Here is an 18,221-nt window from a genome sequence, read left to right as displayed (position 1 = left end):
AACTAAAATACGATGAAACTAAGATTTTTCCTGCTTGCTTTGAGCCTGTTCCTTTTCTCGGCCAACCTGGCCGGGGCAGTTCGGGTAATTCGTATTAACCAGTTGGGCTACCTGCCGCAGTCGGTAAAAGTAGCTGTTTTTTTGTCCGATGAAGAAGTTTCCGCTCAGGGTTTTTCGTTGCACAATGCTGTTACCGATGAAGTTGTTTTCGAGGGAAGTACAAAAATAAAGAATGCCGTGCGATGGGGGATGAAGACGGCTTTTCGTATGAATTTCTCCGGGTTTCAACAAGAAGGAGGGTACTACTTGAAAGTTGGCGATACCCGCTCTCCGAACTTCAGAATTAATGCAGATGTGTTTGAAGGAACTGCCGATTTTATTCTCAATTACATCCGGCAGCAACGTTGCGGTTACAATCCGTTTTTAAAAGATTCCTGTCATTTGCACGATGGTATTATTGTCGAGCATCCTACCCGCTCGGGCGAATTTATTGATGTTGCCGGAGGCTGGCACGATGCCACCGATTATCTGCAATATTCAACAACATCAGTAAATACAATATTTCAGATGATGTTTGCCTATCAGAAATACCCGGAAACGTTTGGTGACCACTTCGATGCCAACGGAGAACACGGCGCCAACGGTATTCCCGATATTTTAGATGAAATAAAGTGGGGTTTGCAGTGGATGCTGAAAATGAATCCGGCGCCCGGAGAAATGTACAACCAGATTGCTGACGACCGCGACCACGTTGGTTTTCGACTTCCTGTTAATGACCCTGCCGATTACGGATTGGGGAAATATCGGCCGGTCTATTTTGTCACCGGAAAGCCGCAGGGACTGGCAAAGTATAAGAACAATACCACGGGAGTTTCTTCCACTGCCGGCAAATTTGCATCTGCCTTTGCATTGGGTGCTGATGTTTTTAAAAACTCAGACCCTGAAATGGCAGAGCTTATGGAACAAAAAGCGGTTGACGCCTGGCAATTTGCCTTGTCGGACACCGGTTTTACCCAAACTGCATGCAACGTTTCGCCTTATTTTTACGAGGAGAGCAATTTTGCCGATGATCTGGAGCTGGCAGCAACGCAACTGTACAAGCTTACAGGTAACCAGCACTATTTAGGCGAAGCTGAATACTGGGGGAAGCAGGAACCGGTGAGTCCGTGGATAAAAAATGATACCGCCGGGCATTACGAATCTTATCCGTTTATCAATTTGGGACACTATTTTATGATGGAGAACCGCAAGGAAGATTTTGCGGATTTTTATAAAACCGGCCTGCAACTTCTTTTTGAGCGTGGAAAGGAAGATCCGTTTTTTAATGGGCTGCCGTTTTTGTGGTGCTCAAACAATTTGGTTGCCGCAGCAATAACGCAGGCACTGTTGTATCGAGATCAAACCGGCAACGATGCGTTTGTCGAATTGGAGGCTGCTCTTCGCGATTGGTTGTTTGGCTGCAATCCATGGGGAACAGCAATGATTTGCGGGCTGCCCGGTGCTGCAGATTCGCCTGTGCTGCCGCACTCATCGTACACCGTTTTGCTGGGAGACATCACTCCCGGCGGCCTCGTTGACGGCCCCATTGATGCTAATCGCAATAAGAACCAAATTGGAATGGTGCTGCAAAATCCGGATGAATATGCAGATTTTAATAAGGGCATTGCAGTTTATCACGACGATATTGGCGACTATTCTACCAACGAACCAACGCTGGATGGTACAGCAAGCCTCAGTTTTTACCTGGCCTCTCTGGAAAATGATGGCAAAAAAATGGCAAAACAAACTGCAATTGTGAAAGATTTGCAAGGCGCAATTGTTCGGATCAACCCTGATGAGAAGAACATCTACCTGGCTTTTACTGCCGACTCGCGATTTGAAGGTGGCAAACATATTTTGCAGGTTTTGGAGAAACACAACATCAAAGGTTCTTTCTTTTTTACGGGAAATTTTCTGAGAATGCCAGAATTCAACGGAATAATCAGCACGGTTGTGGATGGCGGGCACTACGTCGGGGCACACTCCGACGGGCACTTGCTTTACTGTGATTGGGAAACCCGGGACTCTTTGCTGGTATCGTTCGATGAGTTTGAAAGCGATTTAAGAAGCAATTTCGCCGAGCTGGAAAAATATGGTGTGAAGCCCGGAGATGCCACGTATTTTATGCCGCCGTATGAATGGTATAACCGGCAGATTGTAGACTGGTGCCGCAATTTGGGACTCGATGTGGTTAATTTTACACCGGGAACAGGAACCAATGCAGATTATACAACTCCTTCGATGAAAAGTTATAAATCCTCCGTAAAAATTTACAGAGATTTGTTGCAATACGAACAGACACATTCTGCCGGGTTAAACGGAGCAGTTTTGCTTATTCATCCCGGGACAGCGCCCGAACGCAAGGATAAATTTTACCGGATTCTGGAAGATGTTATCAGACATTTTTCTTCCAGAGGATATCAATTTAAATCATTAAAACAGTAAATATGTCAAAGCCAACAACCCGCAACCCCTGGTTCTGGATTCCTTCACTCTATTTTGCAGAAGGACTTCCATACGTTTTTGTGATGACCGTTTCGGTTATTATGTACAAACGGCTCGATATTTCCAATACTGATATTGCTTTGTACACCAGTTGGCTTTATTTGCCCTGGGTAATTAAGCCGCTTTGGAGCCCGATTGTGGAAATATTAAAAACAAAGCGCTACTGGATTGTGGCCATGCAGTTGCTTATTGGAGCAGCGCTGGCCGGGGTTGCTTTCACTTTGCCGGGCGGAAAGTTTTTTCAGTACTCGCTCGCATTCTTTTGGCTGATGGCGTTTTCTTCTGCAACACACGACATAGCCGCCGACGGGTTTTATATGCTGGGGCTTACCAAACACGATCAGGCATTTTTTGTGGGAATTCGAAATACGTTTTACCGTTTTGCCATGCTGGCGGGGCAGGGGCCGCTGGTTATTCTTGCCGGCGAAATGGAAAATATTGCCGGAGGAAACAACCAGTGGGCGTGGAGCATTACTTTTTTTGTTTTTGCAGCACTTTTCCTGGCTTTTTTTATCTGGCACCTGTTTGTCCTTCCATATCCAGTGTCTGATGTAAAAAGAGAGTCAAAATCAGTTAAACAGGTTTTTTCCGATTTCGTGGAGACTTTCGTGAGTTTCTTTAAGAAAGACGGGATAGTTCTTTCGCTGCTGTTTATTCTGATTTTCAGGCTGGGAGAAGCACAATTGGTGAAACTGGCCTCGCCATTTTTATTGGACGACCCGGAAGTTGGCGGGCTGGGACTTACCACCAGTAATATTGGGTTTGTTTACGGAACTGCGGGGATGATTGCTCTTACGCTAGGCGGAATTTTGGGCGGGATTGTGGTTTCGCGCAACGGGCTTAAGCACTGGATGCTGCCCATGGTATTTGCCATGAATCTGCCAAACCTGATGTATGTTTTTCTTGCTTTTGTGCAGCCGCAGAGTTTGTGGATTGTAACCGGCTCAGTAATTATTGAACAGTTTGGGTACGGTTTCGGGTTTACCGCTTTTATGCTTTACCTGATTTATTTGTCCGACGGAAAACACAAAACTGCGCACTACGCACTTTGTACCGGTTTTATGGCGCTCGGAATGATGCTGCCGGGGATGGTTAGCGGCTTGATTCAGGAATTTTTAGGATACAAGTACTTTTTTATTTGGGTGATGATTTGTACCATTCCCGGATTTGTAATCATTAATTATTTAAAGTACGATCCGAAATTCGGAATGAAAAACGGAAAAGAGTAGATCGCTACTAAGGTTCGGCTCTTTCAAACTTATTTATTTCCTGGAATAGTTCTGCAAACTTGCGTCGGTCTTTAGAACTGAAATGAACAGTGATGCCTTCGGTTGCAATGTACAGGCGGAGCCTGATTTGTTGCATCCGGCTGATTTCGTGCCAAATGTCGCGTGGGATTTCGACGGTTCGCTTCATAATCTGCAAGGTTACATCACTTGTTGTGACTTGTGTTGTGGTAGAAGTTTTTTCGGTGTCTTTGCTCTCATCTTCGTCGTCTTCTTTTTCAATCGAAGTGGTAATGCTTGAGGAAGTGGAGCGGTTCACAACGTGGCGCGAAGCATATTCGTGCGAGTAAAGTTTATACTTTGTCTGGTCTACTTCCAGAAATATGAGTGAATCGAGTTCTTCAGGACGGGATTCGGTTTTTATGGTGAATTCTGCCGTAACGATTCCTTCCTGGTTTTCCGGTTTTGAATAAACTGTTTTTACAGTTACCCAGTAGTCTAACCCTCCAATTCTTTCCGGGCCTTCGTCAGAATATCCTTTGAGGTACTGGATAAGCCGAATGCTTTTTTCATTTTTAAATTCGTCGTTTACGGTTATTATTTTATTGATGGGCGAGCAGGTAAATAACAGCGTAGCAGCAGAAATAAGTGTAATTATCTGTTTCATCTTTTTGATTTTTGAAAGTTCAAAAATAGAACGGTATTTAGCAACTCACATAAGTTTTAGTCATTCTGGCCTGTGCAGGTTAAAAGAACAAAACTCGCGTTCGTTTCATGACTTTTATTTATTTCGAAACTCAAACTTTATACCATAATCTGCTTTTTGTAAAGTACAGATACTAGCCCGGAGCCAGTTCAGAAAAGGGGAACTCCGAAATATTACGTAACACCCAGAAAAGTAAAATGATAGCAAGAATTACCCAAGGCGTGTTCTTCAGGTAAAAAATATTTGGAAGGTTCCATCCGAGTTTTCTGTTAAGAATTTTATGCAGAAAATGGTATCCGATAGTGAGCACCGCCGGAATAAAAAGAAGATTGCTCTGAACCACTCCGGCGAGGTTTAGGTGCAACAGGCTGTGAATTGCCCGTTGAGAACCGCAGCCCGGACAATAAAATCCGGTTAGGGAGTAGAATGGGCAGCGGGGGAAAATAATATTTTTGTTTGGGTCGAGAACAAAAAAGAGGACTGCCAGCGCTGCCAAAGCAACCAGCAATCCTCCTTTTAATAGCGTTTTCATTGGTCAGACATTGATTCCTTCTAGGGCTCCAAGCCCCAGTCCGGCAACTATGCCAAAAATAACCAAAAGCGCCCACACAATTACTCCGGCAATGGCAACTCCAAAAGATACCCATGCCCAAATTTTTGCATTTTTACTGGACAATTTTGCCCCTTCGTAATCGCCCATTTGCCATTTTGTGTTTACCTGTGCAGCATAAATAATTGATACAACGCCAAAAGGCAGGCAGCACAGAATGGTGGTAATTATTGCCCACGCAAGGTAGTTGGGAGGAGGAGCCTGTTGGTTAAACGATGAGTTTTGTTCAAGCTGTTCGTTCATTATGTATGATTTTTAAAGTTTTGGTACGAAGCATTTAGAACAAAATTACCATTTGAATTTGTAAAACGAAATCATTCATCCAAATTATTGAACACAAAAAAAGGCAGGTGACGCTCCTGCCTGATAAATATTCCGGAGATGTGTCCTTTAGTTTTCAGTAATTGTATATACTACCTGTACTGAAAATGATTGTGCCATCACCTTATCGAATTGATTCTTTTTCGTACCCAGTGTGTATGTTAACCTGTGTCCTTTTCCTTCGCCTTTTTCTGTGTAGCAGCTTCCGATGTTATCCACAACTGTTGACGGGCCTTTCTTCAACAGCACTTTTTCTTGTTCGGCAGCGCCGGTCTGTCCACTTCCCGAACTGATTGGAGCAACTTCCAGATAGAGTTCCAGCCCGTTGGGGAGGTTTTCATTCAATTCGGCCCTTATTTTTCGTGTTTTACCGCCGGCTTTTTCATTTCCGTTGCCAAGGCTTTTAATTACCGATGTATAATTTAACCAAAGAGTGCTGTTGCTGGCTGTGCCGAAATCAACTTTTTCACCCGCTTCCAGATTTGAAATTTCAGGCGTTAAATTGATGGTTGTTCCTTCTCCGTCGGCCCCTGCGATTCCCACCAGTGCAACTTCGGGAATGGAAATTGCCACATCGTGGTTGGTTGTTTCTGTTTGAGCACTTACGTTGAAACTTTGGCTCCAAAAGGCAACTGTTGCAATTGCAATAATTAATCGATTCATGTTTTGTGTTCTTTTAATAAATGGTTTGTAAAAATCTTCAAGCGTTTCCAGTTTGTTATTACCAATTCAGGTGCCAAAACTTGTAGATTGTTGACTGTGTGTTGTTTGAGGGTATTTTGTGTGGAAAAGGGAATTCCAAAATCAGAATATATGTTTCATTCTGGGACTGTTCCCTGTTTTTTGAGGAGTGTGGAGTTAAACGCAGGTATGGAATTAAGGCAATTGCTTTTGGTAAGTGACCGATATGCCAGAACGAAAGACTGATTCTAATGCAGCACACCGGAATCAACTCAAAAAAAAGAGGAGATAAAGGAACGGTTTTTTGCGTGTAAAAACAGTGCGTGGGTTTTTTTCCTAAAGATGAATATTACGCCAAACGGCTTTGCTTTTGGTCTTCGAGGTAGTTGCCGGCAATCTCAACTTCTTTATACCACTCTTCTCCGTATTTTCGAATGAGCGGCTCTTTCAGAAATTTGTAGAGCGGGACTTTTTGTGATTTTCCACAATCGCGGCCCGGTTTGCAAATGTCAAGTTCCTGGTAATTTACTGCATCAAACTGTTTGTATTCAGTAATTCTGATTGGAAAAAGATGACAGGAAACAGGTTTTCTGAAAGTAGTTTCGCCGTTGAAAAATGCTTTTTCAATAGCACATTTAAGAATGCCTTTATTGTCGTAAAAAGAGTAGGCACACTGGCGTTGGTTAACCAGCGGAGTTACCAAATCGCCATCGCTGTCGATCATGGAGAACCCTTGTTTTTTTATTTCCCGCTTGTGGCTTTCCGGAAGGTATTTTTCGAATTTAGGAAATTCTTTTTCCGTAATTTTTGCCTCTTCGGGAGTTAGCGGCGCACCAGAATCACCTTCGATACAACATGCTCCTTTGCATTTAAACAAGTCACAAACAAAATGCTGGTCAAATATGGCGTGGCTTAAAATAGTGCGTCCGATTTCAATCATTGTAGTACTTTATAAATGTTCTTTTAGCTAAAGAGAGAAGCCTCGTTGAAGACTTCTCTCCTTATTCAGAACGAAAATTCGTTATTACTTTTCAATCAGATTTTTTCCTGTCATTTCTTTTGGAACTTCCAGCCCCATAACGTTTAACAAAGTAGGCGCCACGTCAGCAAGAATACCGTTTTGAAGTTTTACATCGGTGTGGTTGTTGCTGACGTAAATACAAGGAACCGGGTTCAGCGAATGCGCTGTATTTTGAGAACCATCCTCGTTGAGCGCATTGTCGGCATTTCCGTGGTCAGCAATAATTAATACATCGTAATTGCCTTCCAGCGCTGCTTCTACAACTTCTTTGGCGCACTGGTCAACAGCAGTTACTGCTTTGTAAATGGCGTCGTAAACGCCGGTGTGACCAACCATATCTCCATTTGCGAAGTTCAGACAAACAAAGTCTGCTTCCTGATTTTTCAATTTGGGAACAATTTTATCCTTCACTTTTGGAGCCGACATTTCGGGTTGCAGGTCGTAAGTAGGAACTTTTGGAGACTGTACCATAACACGTTCTTCTCCGTTGAAAGGCTCTTCGCGTCCACCGCTAAAGAAGAAAGTAACGTGAGCGTATTTTTCGGTTTCTGCAATTCGGATTTGTTTTAGCCCTGCTTTTTCAACCATTTCGCCCATGGTGTTGACAACGTTTTCTTTGTCGAAAATGACATTTACATTTTTGAAATCTGCTTTGTAGTTGGTCATTGTGTACCACTGCAGATTCATTTTGTTCATGCCGTATTCGGGAAGGTCTTGCTGGGTGAATGCGATGGTGGTCTGGCGCAACCTGTCTGTGCGGAAGTTGAAACAGATTACTACATCATTTTCTTCAATTTTTGCCAGCGGTTCTCCCTGTTCGTTTACCATTACAATTGGTTTCAGAAACTCGTCGGTTACTCCGTTGTCGTATGATTTCTGAACAGATTCCAGAATATCTGTGGATTTTTCACCTTTTCCAAGCGTGTAAAGATCGTAAGCCAGTTTTAAACGGTCGTAATTTTTGTCACGATCCATTCCGTAATAGCGGCCAATAAATGAAGCAAATTTTGCATTGGTATCCTTTAAAGCCTCCAGATCATTTTTTATGAATCCGTATCCGGAGCGCGGGTCGGTGTCACGTCCGTCAGTTAGCCCGTGAACGAAAACATCTTTCAGACCCATGTCGGTGGCGATCTGGCTCAACGCTACCATATGAGAACTCAGTGCATGCACTCCTCCGGGGCCAATCAGCCCGATGAGGTGTACTTTTTTGTTGTTCTCTTTGGCGTATTTGTAAGCTTTTACAATTTGAGGGTTTTCCCAAAGCGATTTGTCTTTTATGGCGCGTGTAATTTTTACCATATCCTGGTAAAGCACACGGCCAGCACCGATATTAAGGTGACCTACTTCGGAATTACCCATTTGTCCGTCGGGCAACCCTACATTTTCGCCAGATGCAAGTAGTTGAGAATTTGGGTATTTTTTAAACAATGAATCGATAAACGGAGTGGGTGCCTGTGAAATAATATCACGTTTCGAGCCGTCTCCAATTCCCCATCCATCAAGGATCATCAATAGTGTTTTTTGTACTCCTGCCATATTATTATTTTTTGTTTTTTTATGCGAACAGACAAAAATATCTTTTTTTTGATCATTTATAAAATAACAACTAAACTGCTGAAATTGATTTAACTCAAATTAATCATTGCAAAAAAAAAGCTGTCTGAAAAAAATCAGGCAGCCTTTTCTTTATTTAATTGAAATTTTATTAATAGAATTTGCTTCTCTCGTCTTCTATTTCAGCTTTTTCGCGGTGAACGTTGTAAGCCTGAGAAGCAGCCCTGAATGTAAGACTCTGGGCAAGACGGGCTCTTTCGCCCTCTGTATCCTGATTATCGCCTTCGTTAACAGTGATAACCTTTATAATATATACGCCATTTTTGCCAGCTACAGGTTGGGAAATCTGGTCGGGCGACATGTTTGTTGCAGTGCCGACAACTTTCGGTTCCATTCCTATTCCGGGAATTTGAATGGAAGTAAGGTTAATGTTGGCTGCATTTTTAACAGTAGAGCCAAGTTCAGAAGCAATGGCTTCCAAGTCAGTTTTCCCTTCCATGGCTTTTTTCGCTTTTTCAGCCAGGAATTGTAATTTCTTTTCTTTTAATACGGCCAGTTCAACACGGGCTTTTACACTTTCGAAGCTCGCAACGCCTTCTTCAGACGCTGAAACAAGGGTAGCAATTACGAAATTATCGCCGAAGTCGAAAATGGTAGAACCCTGCTGGTCTTCCACAATTGAACCAACTTTTGAGCTGAATGCCGCTCTTACCAACTGGCGTGAGTTTTCCAGTGCAGCAACCTGGCGATCTGTTTCGCGGAGTGATGCACTTCTTTTATTGATTTTTTGCTCAGTAGCGGCTGCATCAAAATCTTCTTTGGTGACGTTTTTCCCTGCAAACTCGCTGGCTTTTGCGTAAACACTCTGGTAAGTCTGAGTGCTGGGCGTTACGTTTCTTACAAGGTAGGCAATTTGCACCTGGCGCGACAACTGACCGCGAGCGGTGGTTTGAATAATATGAATTCCGAACTGGGAAGTTACAACAGATACTTCTTTAACCTTGTTATTGAAGGCTGCTTCTTCAAATGGTTTTACCATCTGGCCGCGGCCAAACCATCCCAATTCACCTCCCTGGATTGCAGACCCCTGGTCGGCTGAAAATTCCATCGCCAGTTTAGAGAAATCACTGCCATTTTCAATTGCAGTTTTTAAACTGTCGGCAAGTGCTTGCTGTGCAATAAGCTCCTGCTGTGTATTTACCTGCAATAAAATGTGGCGTGCTTCAACTGAATCAGGCAACATTTCAGATGCGTGTAATTTCGCAAGTTTGTAAGCGTTGTCTTCAAAATAAGGGCCGAAAATGTCGTTGATTTTTGCATCGTTTTCAAAAACCCAAGTTGCAATATCTTCCGGAAGATCCGATTGTTTGTACCAGGTGTCGTCAAAGTCGACATCAGAGTTTGAGTTTACAAAAGCAGCATTGTCAGTTGCTGATGCAAAGTCGGAAACAACATCGTTAATCCATTTCTCAGTGTCTTTAAAATCCTGTTCCGAAGGCTCTACCGGAAATGTAATGTATTCTATCTGACGTAATTTTTCCTGTTTGTAGGTGTCCTGATTTTTATTGTAATAGTCTTTCAGGTCTTTTTCTGTTACAACTACCTGACTGTCTGCTACCGATGTGTGATTCAGCGCAACGTAGTCGAAACTAACTTCTTTGTTTCTTCCGGCGAGGCTGTTTGATGCTTCCTGTGAAGTAACGTACAATCCTTTCCCAACCAGACTGTTGTATTTTGATTGAATGCGCTCGTCTACAATTTGGTTTTCGAGATAAAGCCAGTAATGGCGCTGTTCCGGAGCAACACCTGTTTCCAGGTTTTTGAGGAACTGTACTACTGCACCACGATCAACCTGCCCGGTGTTCGGGTTTCTGAAAAGTTGCTGAACAATAGGGTGGAGGTTTGTTCCCTGAAGCATATCAAAAAGTTCGTCTGAACTAACTGTAATCCCAATTTTTTTGTACACATCATTCATCACAATGTCTCTGATCATAGTCTGCCAGGTTTGTTCACGAACCTGTACCCATGTGTTTTCATCTAACTGGTTTTGCGATGTATTCATGCGGTAGATATCACCCAATTTTTCAACTTCTTGTTGGAATTGAGGGTATTGAATCGATTCTCCATTGACTTCTCCTACTTCCATGCGGTTGCCTTGAAGGATGGAGCTTCCCCCCTGAAACATGTCGCCCAGGATAAATGCAGCAAGTGAGATACCAATCACAATTGCTACCAGTAATCCTGCTTTTGTTCTAATCGTTTGTAACGTTGCCATTGATTTACAGTTATTTTAATGCAAAATTTACTTGTTTTTTTCGAGCTACGAATATAGTAATTTTCAAAGGAATCCGCGAGATTTTATCCACTTTTGGAGGTGTGGTTTAATATCGGACGTATGTTATTGTTTATCAGTAAAATAACTCCTGTTTTTTGTGTTGTTGCCGCGCGATTTTTAATGCTTCCTCCGTTTATAAATGCCTGAGAACGGAAAGCTTCGGGCTAATTTCCGAGATTCAGCGGTTTTTGCAAAGTATTTTGTTTCGGAGCCTCCTGGAGTGTTGGTGGAACAGAATCGGCTGGCTGAGGCTGCGGATTTTCCATGTCGATATAAATTGTTCCTTTTGGATTTTTTATTCTCCAGTTTTGCAGCGACTGGTCAGACTGAAATCCAATTCCGGTAATAATCTGGTTTTCGCGGATAATCCGGACGAATTCTTCCGTATGAATTTTCTCGTCTTTTTCTTCCCAAATGAGGTGCTCGGTTTTCAGTGTGTCACCCTGAGCATTGGTTGCCACAACATTGTTTTTTGCCTCCCACTTTTCTTCTTTTTCGAATTGTTTGGCGTAATCGGCAGTAATGCTGGAAATCACCTGTTCGTGCTCGTCGTATTTTATGAGCTCAATACCGTCGGGAAACTCGAAGTATGGTTTTCCCTCGCCGTCGAAATGCAGAACTGTTGGAGCTTTCAGAAAGAAACGCACCTCACCACTGTCGGTAAACATGGTTTCAAAGGTGGCAGCTTCCATGTCGGGCAGATTGTCGGAAGAGCTGAATGCTTTTATCTTCTCGATGTTATTTTCGCAGCCAAAGAAAAGAAATGCAGCCCCTGCAAAAAGGGCTGCAATTCGCAAATAATATAATATTTTGAAGGTTCTAGAACCTGACTTTTGTGCTTTCATTGATCCAACCTCCTACTTTGTAGGTTTGTCCTTCCTGCAAACTGCGGAAGAAAGCTTCTTCTTTATTTGGGAAGTACTTGCGGTAGTCTTTTGCTTTTTTAGATGCATCTACGGCGCAGTCCGGATTTGAACGAGCGCGTTCGTAATAATCTACAGCCAGCCAGAATACGGTTGATTTTTCAAAATCGTCTGACCCGAACGAACGGCTTGCTGCTACATAAATATCACCAATCAACATTAAGGCTTCGCAGTAATCAGATTTTATATCCATCGCTTTTTTAGCGTAAGTTCTGGCTTCCTGCAAAGCGTGTTCTTTTGCGTAAATGAACAGAGCGTATTCGTAGTAATATTTAGCCAACAATTCGTTGTCGGTTTCCTGCTCCATTGCCTGCTGGTAGTAATTTTTTGCTCTTTCGGCGTCGTCTCTTTTAACGAAGCGGCGTGCCATGTTAAATGCAGCCTCTGCCGATGGTTCAAGCTCATACAATTTTTCTGTTGCTTCAGAAAACAGCGGAGTTTCGTCACAATTGGCGTTGCCGAGGCGGCGCAACATGGTTTTAATGAATTCCACATCGTCTTTTTTACTTTCGTACTGCGGTGTGAAAATATTTACCAAAGCTTCGCAATCAGCAGCTCCCGATGTGCCAAATATGTCTTCGATGTAGGCCTGAACGTCGCCGATGTTCTTAACCGTTTCGGCATCTGTTGTTTTATCCAGCGTAGCATTTAGAATTGAATTGCAGGTGTCGTAATTTTTTACAACTGTTTCTTTTGGTAATTCGCCCAGTTTGAATAACGAACGCGAAGTCTGCATTAATAAAACCAGTACCGGAAGTTCAGACTCGTTCCCTCTTTCTGTAACTGATTCGTTCAGCCAGTCGTAACCTTTTTTCAGAGTTTCTTTCAAATCTCCATTGTCCAGAGCCCGGTCGTTATCCAGTTTATACTTCAACCATGCTGTTGCTTTTCTTCCTAAAACATAGCCTTTTTCTCCAAAGTACTTGGTTCTCTTATCGTAAAGCTTCATTAATTCATCAATGAGTTTGCCTTTTTCTTCGGGAGTAGCAGCTTTTTCGATGAGTTTTTCGTACATATTGGAACCGTGGATGTATATATTCAGGGTTGATTTTGGATATGTAGTGTAAACTTTTTTCCAGTGAGGCATTGCAGATTCAATATTGTCCTGCTTGTAGAATTCGTTGTATAAAGACAATTCGTTCATAAAGTCCCTGTCTTGTTCACGAATCAGTTCTTCTGCAGATTTCAATATCACATCACCCGATTCAGTTTCTTCTCCATTTCCGGGAAGTTTTCCGTCAAATGCAAAATCGAACACATCACCTTGCTTATCTGAAATGTCCATCCTTTCAGATTCGTTGATAAAAGTAAATCTGATCCACTTGGTTTTAGCGTCAGCTTCAATTTCATATTTCCCATCGAAACTGGTCATCATTGAGCCGCCACGGTGTGCTTCAACAGTAACTCCGGCAGCCGGTTTGCCTTCGCGGTAAACAGTGCCTTTGATTATTCGTTGAGCCTGAATGGTAGTGACGGCTGCTAAAACCAGGGAGGCCATTAAGAGTGATATGCGAAAAACAGCTTTCATAGTCTCGTAATTTTTATTTGTTTTTATTTCGTTTTTAATCAAATCTTCGTTTAATAAACCACAAGTCGTATAAGTTAACGCTCAGGTTTAATTTTGCATAATTTTCAAGAATAAGGTTGTCTTTTTTCGTTCCTCTTCTGCCCAATTCTGCTGAAACATTTATTGTTGAGTTGGAACGATAAACCGGTAATCCAACTCCAAAACTTATGCCAAAATCATTAATTTGCTGATTGTCAATCAGAAGATAAGTATTCTCATATTTCAGACCTGCACGATAAGCGATTCGGCTGAGGTAACTGCGAATAGAAAATCTATCAGGAATCCATTCAGCACCAACGGCAAATTTATTTAAATCTGTTAAAACATCGTTGCCTCCGCCCGGTAAATTTACGTCTGACCAGGATTGGTGGTAATAATCTGCGTTTATTTCCAATTGGTTGTCTTTTACATAAGAAATTCCAAACCCATAAGTGAGCGGAAATTGAATGTTTATGTTGTCCTCGTTGACGTTGCTTATTGTGTCTAGGTCGCTTGCATAGTTGTTGCTACCCAGAGGAATAGAAATATATTTTGTATTCAGATCGGAATAAAAACCGGTGTATTTGGGTTTGTTCTCGATAACAGCTCCTAACGTAACGCGCTGGTCGCTTTTAATTGGAATGGTTCCCTGTATTCCGAAATTTAAATTAAAATCTCTGATTCTGAGGGTTTCGTTTCTCTGGTTTTTGTAAAAGCTGGATGATTCCAAAAAGTAAGTTTGCCCGGTGCGGCTAAGCAAACCGAACATGTAATTCAGGTTTGCTCCAACCGAAATGTTTTTAACCGGATTAACTGCCAGTCCAAAGTAAGCTTTCGACAACGAGCCTCCTCCGGTGTACTGGTAAAGGATTTTTCCTGCGTTCTCAATCTCGTCGGTTATATTTACATCGTAGCCTACGTCAGAGTATGGGGTAAGTCCCATTGAAGTTCCCAGCCAGTTTGTAATTTGAAAGTTCATGGCAAAATACCCGAAGTTTACATCGTTGGCATTCATGCTTGTAATATCGTTGCTGTAATTTGCAAACTTCCCGTTCACCCCGAATTCAAACATAAATCCAAGAGAGTCAACCGCTGTGTAAGATGCCGGGTTCGACATATTAATTTGCTGGTTGTTGCGGCTGGCCAATGATGCCCCTCCCATGGCAGCAGTTCTTCCGAAACTGTATGAATGAAGGTCTCCTAAACCAAACCGTGAATACGGTGAAGTGGTGTTATTATTAAATTGTGCAAATAATAAAGCCGGCATTATAAGCAGTCCGGCCATAAAAACTACGCTTCTAATTCTCCCCATTATGTTCTAATATGCGGTTTAACCCGATGGCTATTAAATTGAAATGTACAAAGAAAGAATTTTTTAATTTCTTATCAAAAAAAATGGTATCGCCACCGGTAATAATTACGTTTAAATTTTTATAAAATTCCTTAAAAGTTTCAATTGCTTTATCTACCTCAAACACAGTGCCATGCTGTACTCCGGCACGTATTGCTTCTGATGTGGTTTGGCCAAACAATTTTCCGAAATCTTTTTTTTCGACTAATGGCAGGCGCCCTGTAAAATGGTTTAGCGCCTTAAATCGCATTTCCAGTCCCGGAGAGATGTTCCCGCCCAGGTACTGTCCTTTTTCATTTATTAAATCGTAGGTAATAGCAGTGCCTGCATCAATTATCAATACGTTTTTGTTAGGGTAAAGATGAAATGCGCCAACGGCTGCTGCCAGTCTGTCTTTTCCTAAAGTTTCTTTTGTGTTGTAACAGTTTTCAACAGGTAGCGGAGTTTCTTCATCCAGTTCAATAAAAGTATTGAACGTTTTCTGAAGATACTTTTTTAATTCCTGCGAGTAGTTTTTTACTGACGAAAGAATAACACTATCGATGGAAGGGTGTTCTTTCAGAAGCACATCGACATGCGATGGCAGAAACTCATCCACGGGCACAGAAATCATCTCTTCGCCGTGATTGAACACAGAGAATTTCGTCCGCGTATTACCTATGTCAATAATAAGATTCATTTTAATCGACAATACGCTGACTGATGTCGAGTGCTTTTACAGAGTGTGTGAGCGCCCCAATTGAAATGTAGTTTACTCCTGTGGCAGCTACTTCTTTGATGCGCTTAAGGGTCATATTTCCGGAAGCCTCAACTTTTGCCCTTTTGTTAATAAGTTCAACGGCTTCCTTCATCATTTTCAGATCCATATTGTCGAGCATGATGATGTCAACATCTGCATCAATTGCTTCCTGTACCTGTTCCATGGTAGTTGTTTCCACTTCAATTTTGATGCTTTTGGGTATTTTGTACCGTATGGCATCCACTGCCTGTTTTATGCCTCCTGCTACCTGAATGTGGTTATCTTTGATCATAACCATGTCGTAAAGTGCAAACCGATGGTTGGATGCGCCTCCCATTCGCACTGCATATTTGTCGAGATGACGATATCCGGGCAGCGTTTTTCTGGTGTCGAGTATTTCTACGTCGTAGTCTGCTACTTCTGTAGCACACAAATTGGAAAAAGTAGCTATTCCGGAGAGCCTTTGCAGAAAATTAAGCGCAGTGCGTTCGCCTGTCAGTAATGCCCTGTAACTTCCTTTAAATTCAACAATTGTATCTCCTTTTTTTACTTTGCTTCCATCCGGCAGAAAAACTTTCCATTCGATGTTTTCGTCGAGCTTTCTGAAACCCATTTCTGCAACCTGCAGGCCGGCAACAACGCCGTCTTCTTTTGCCACCAGAACAGCAGTTTTGCTGGTTTCTGGTGGAATCAGGTTATTGGTGGTAATGTCTCCGTCGCCAACATCTTCGGTATAAGCCAGTTCGAATAGTATTTCAGCTGCTTCCAGCGTTCTTTCATCCATCATGTGTTTCTCGTCTTACAGGTTCAAAATGAATATCTTTATTTTTTTGTTGTACAATGTGCACTTCAAAGTTTTTTTGCTCTTCCGGAAAATCGGACCGAATGTGTCCGCCCCGGCTCTCTTCGCGGGTGAGCGCTCCTTTTGCAATTAATCCGCAAACTGTTGCGCTGTTCCTTATTTTTTGCAAATTGTAATCGTTGTTTGTGCTTTCGTATTGTTTGGCAATGTCCTCAAAATTCGTTTTTGCTTCTTCCAACCCGGCCTTATTTCTTACGATGCCCAGGTTTGTCATCATTACAGAAGCAATTTTGTTTTGCATTTCAAGGAAAGTATTTTCAGTGGAAGTGTTGTTATGTACAGGTTTTATTTCCGGAAGATCTCCCTTCGTCCAAACAAGTTTTGCTGCGGTTTCGCTGGCACGTTTCCCAAACACCAGACACTCCAGCAGCGAATTGCTGGCCAGACGATTGGCTCCCATTACTCCGGTTGAGGCTGCTTCTCCGCAAACAAAAAGTCCTTTAATGTTGGTTTCTGCGTCCAGATTGGTTTGAATGCCTCCAACCATGTAATGTGCCGCGGGCGCAACCGGAACCAAATCTTTGGTTAAGTCAATTCCAACGGCCTGCAGATGCAAATAAATATTGTGGAACCTCGTTTTTATTTTCTCTCCATCCAGATGCTTTAACGAAAGGTAGATGAAGTCCTTTCCTGACTGTTTAAGTTTTTTGAAAATATTAAATGCCACCACGTCGCGGGGAGCCAGCTCTGCGAGCGGATGAATTTCTTTCATGAATCTTTTTCCGTCGTGGTCGAGCAACCAGGCACCTTCTCCGCGAACAGCTTCGCTAATGAGGTAAGCTTCTTCTCCCGGCACACAAAGTGCTGATGGGTGAAACTGAATAAACTCAATGTCGGAAATTCTGGCGCCTGCCTCCCATGCCAGTGCAATTCCGTCGCCGGTGGCAGTATGTGGATTGGTAGAGCGGGCAAAAATACGCGACAATCCACCTGTGGCCAAAATAACAGCTTTTGTTTTGAAAAGCAGGTTCTCTCCGGTTCTGAAATCGAGCGCCTGCACTCCAACAATAGCACCGTTGTTTTTGAGTAATTTAACAACGGTAGTGTATTCGAACGGAGTAATATTTTTTTTCTCTTTTACTTTTTGAAGCGTAAAACAGGTGATCTTCTTTCCGGTTGCATCACCGTCGGCATGTAAAATGCGGCGTTTACTGTGTGCTCCCTCCAGTCCGAGAACAAGGTTGCCGTCTATTTTGTCGAACTGCATTCCCATATCAATGAGTTCCAGCACCCGCTCTTTTCCCTCGTTTACAAGGATTCGAACAGAATCTTCGTCGCAGAGCCCGCGCCCTGCTGTAAAAGTATCTGTCATATGCTCTTCGGGCGAGTCGTCGCTGCCAATAGCAGCAGCTATTCCTCCCTGTGCATAATAGGAATTACTGGTGTCGAGCTCTGACTTGGTGATTACTGCTACAGAGCCAAATTTTGAAGAGTGGTAAGCCGCAGTTAGTCCTGCAAGTCCGCTTCCAATTACAATAGTGTCAAATTCAAATGTTTGCATGAAACATGCTTTTGGTAAATGCGCGGCAAAGTTACTATTTCTTTCAAGTAATTGCGCTTTTTTTTTCCATGCTTTTTTTGTTGCCTATATAATAAGGTATAACCGGAACAAATATGTGGAGTATTGAACGTGGCAGATTCTGTAAAATCAGTTTTCTTAAGTTGTCGCATTAAAACCTCGCGGCTTATACAACGACCGTATTTTTATGAAGATTAAGTTGACGTGGGTTTTGTGATTTTCCCCAGCTACTTTTCAATGCCGTTTGGATTGATCTGACCTGTTATATAAGGTATGAATG

15 protein-coding genes are annotated in these 18,221 nt (G+C 42.5%); 2 read left to right on the top strand and 13 right to left on the bottom strand.

What is annotated here, in order from left to right; translation table 11 throughout:
- Positions 1-12: 12 nt before the first annotated feature.
- Together BUB08_RS12895 and BUB08_RS12890 are read left to right on the top strand one after the other, a co-directional pair.
- Positions 13-2,484, top strand: coding sequence for a bifunctional glycoside hydrolase family 9 protein/polysaccharide deacetylase (locus BUB08_RS12895; protein ID WP_073002311.1), 2,472 nt, complete (start codon positions 13-15; stop codon positions 2,482-2,484).
- A 2-nt stretch (positions 2,485-2,486) separates the two neighbouring features.
- Entirely contained in the window at positions 2,487-3,773 is a 1,287-nt protein-coding gene (locus BUB08_RS12890) for an AmpG family muropeptide MFS transporter (protein WP_073002310.1), read from the top strand.
- A 7-nt stretch (positions 3,774-3,780) separates the two neighbouring features.
- Here BUB08_RS12890 and BUB08_RS12885 read toward each other — a convergent pair whose 3' ends face one another.
- From BUB08_RS12885 to nadB, 13 genes are all read right to left on the bottom strand, one after another.
- Positions 3,781-4,437, bottom strand: a complete 657-nt coding sequence (locus tag BUB08_RS12885) for a hypothetical protein (protein ID WP_073002309.1) — start codon at positions 4,435-4,437, stop codon at positions 3,781-3,783.
- Positions 4,438-4,609: 172 nt separating this feature from the next.
- A complete protein-coding gene (locus BUB08_RS12880; protein ID WP_073002308.1) occupies positions 4,610-5,008 on the bottom strand; it encodes a DUF2752 domain-containing protein in 399 nt (132 codons plus the stop codon).
- Between the two features lie 3 nt (positions 5,009-5,011).
- Positions 5,012-5,329: a CD225/dispanin family protein gene (locus BUB08_RS12875; protein WP_073002307.1), complete on the bottom strand. Its 318-nt coding sequence runs from the start codon at positions 5,327-5,329 to the stop codon at positions 5,012-5,014.
- 147 nt (positions 5,330-5,476) lie between these two features.
- Complete coding sequence (locus BUB08_RS12870) at positions 5,477-6,070, bottom strand: hypothetical protein (protein ID WP_073002306.1); 594 nt, start codon at positions 6,068-6,070, stop codon at positions 5,477-5,479.
- 367 nt (positions 6,071-6,437) lie between these two features.
- Positions 6,438-7,028, bottom strand: coding sequence for a DUF3109 family protein (locus BUB08_RS12865; RefSeq protein ID WP_073002305.1), 591 nt, complete (start codon positions 7,026-7,028; stop codon positions 6,438-6,440).
- Between the two features lie 84 nt (positions 7,029-7,112).
- Positions 7,113-8,648, bottom strand: a complete 1,536-nt coding sequence (gene gpmI, locus BUB08_RS12860; protein WP_073002304.1) for a 2,3-bisphosphoglycerate-independent phosphoglycerate mutase — start codon at positions 8,646-8,648, stop codon at positions 7,113-7,115.
- 169 nt (positions 8,649-8,817) lie between these two features.
- Positions 8,818-10,941: a peptidylprolyl isomerase gene (locus tag BUB08_RS12855; RefSeq protein WP_073002303.1), complete on the bottom strand. Its 2,124-nt coding sequence runs from the start codon at positions 10,939-10,941 to the stop codon at positions 8,818-8,820.
- A 224-nt stretch (positions 10,942-11,165) separates the two neighbouring features.
- Positions 11,166-11,798 carry an LPS export ABC transporter periplasmic protein LptC gene (gene lptC / locus BUB08_RS12850; protein ID WP_175550005.1) on the bottom strand — a complete coding sequence of 211 codons (633 nt, stop codon included), beginning with the start codon at positions 11,796-11,798 and terminating at the stop codon, positions 11,166-11,168.
- Positions 11,799-11,820: 22 nt separating this feature from the next.
- Positions 11,821-13,452, bottom strand: a complete 1,632-nt coding sequence (locus BUB08_RS12845) for a tetratricopeptide repeat protein (RefSeq protein WP_139249700.1) — start codon at positions 13,450-13,452, stop codon at positions 11,821-11,823.
- Between the two features lie 34 nt (positions 13,453-13,486).
- Complete coding sequence (locus BUB08_RS12840; RefSeq protein ID WP_073002300.1) at positions 13,487-14,782, bottom strand: BamG family beta-barrel-assembly machinery protein; 1,296 nt, start codon at positions 14,780-14,782, stop codon at positions 13,487-13,489.
- On the bottom strand, positions 14,769-15,500 hold the full coding sequence (locus tag BUB08_RS12835; RefSeq protein ID WP_073002299.1) for a type III pantothenate kinase: 732 nt from the start codon (positions 15,498-15,500) through the stop codon (positions 14,769-14,771). The genes BUB08_RS12840 and BUB08_RS12835 overlap by 14 nt, the downstream gene beginning before the upstream one ends.
- Before the next feature lies 1 nt (position 15,501).
- A complete protein-coding gene (nadC, locus tag BUB08_RS12830) occupies positions 15,502-16,347 on the bottom strand; it encodes a carboxylating nicotinate-nucleotide diphosphorylase (protein ID WP_217651616.1) in 846 nt (281 codons plus the stop codon).
- Positions 16,337-17,923: an L-aspartate oxidase gene (gene nadB / locus BUB08_RS12825; protein WP_073002298.1), complete on the bottom strand. Its 1,587-nt coding sequence runs from the start codon at positions 17,921-17,923 to the stop codon at positions 16,337-16,339. Before nadB ends, nadC begins: the two co-directional genes overlap by 11 nt.
- Between the last annotated feature and the right edge of the window lie 298 nt (positions 17,924-18,221).

It is taken from the genome of Mariniphaga anaerophila (assembly GCF_900129025.1).
In the GTDB taxonomy this organism is placed as follows: Bacteria; Bacteroidota; Bacteroidia; order Bacteroidales; family Prolixibacteraceae; genus Mariniphaga; species Mariniphaga anaerophila.
The sequence above is the reverse complement of the archived record's forward strand: the minus strand, read 5'-3'. Positions and strand labels throughout refer to the sequence as shown.

Coding starts and splice junctions, on each gene's coding strand:
- BUB08_RS12895 (WP_073002311.1), top strand. CDS start 13: ATGAAACTAAGATTTTTCCTGCTTGCTTTGAGCCTGTTCCTTTTCTCG.
- BUB08_RS12890 (WP_073002310.1), top strand. CDS start 2,487: ATGTCAAAGCCAACAACCCGCAACCCCTGGTTCTGGATTCCTTCACTC.
- BUB08_RS12885 (WP_073002309.1), bottom strand. CDS start 4,437: ATGAAACAGATAATTACACTTATTTCTGCTGCTACGCTGTTATTTACC.
- BUB08_RS12880 (WP_073002308.1), bottom strand. CDS start 5,008: ATGAAAACGCTATTAAAAGGAGGATTGCTGGTTGCTTTGGCAGCGCTG.
- BUB08_RS12875 (WP_073002307.1), bottom strand. CDS start 5,329: ATGAACGAACAGCTTGAACAAAACTCATCGTTTAACCAACAGGCTCCT.
- BUB08_RS12870 (WP_073002306.1), bottom strand. CDS start 6,070: ATGAATCGATTAATTATTGCAATTGCAACAGTTGCCTTTTGGAGCCAA.
- BUB08_RS12865 (WP_073002305.1), bottom strand. CDS start 7,028: ATGATTGAAATCGGACGCACTATTTTAAGCCACGCCATATTTGACCAG.
- gpmI (WP_073002304.1), bottom strand. CDS start 8,648: ATGGCAGGAGTACAAAAAACACTATTGATGATCCTTGATGGATGGGGA.
- BUB08_RS12855 (WP_073002303.1), bottom strand. CDS start 10,941: ATGGCAACGTTACAAACGATTAGAACAAAAGCAGGATTACTGGTAGCA.
- BUB08_RS12845 (WP_139249700.1), bottom strand. CDS start 13,452: ATGAAAGCTGTTTTTCGCATATCACTCTTAATGGCCTCCCTGGTTTTA.
- BUB08_RS12840 (WP_073002300.1), bottom strand. CDS start 14,782: ATGGGGAGAATTAGAAGCGTAGTTTTTATGGCCGGACTGCTTATAATG.
- BUB08_RS12835 (WP_073002299.1), bottom strand. CDS start 15,500: ATGAATCTTATTATTGACATAGGTAATACGCGGACGAAATTCTCTGTG.
- nadC (WP_217651616.1), bottom strand. CDS start 16,347: ATGATGGATGAAAGAACGCTGGAAGCAGCTGAAATACTATTCGAACTG.
- nadB (WP_073002298.1), bottom strand. CDS start 17,923: ATGCAAACATTTGAATTTGACACTATTGTAATTGGAAGCGGACTTGCA.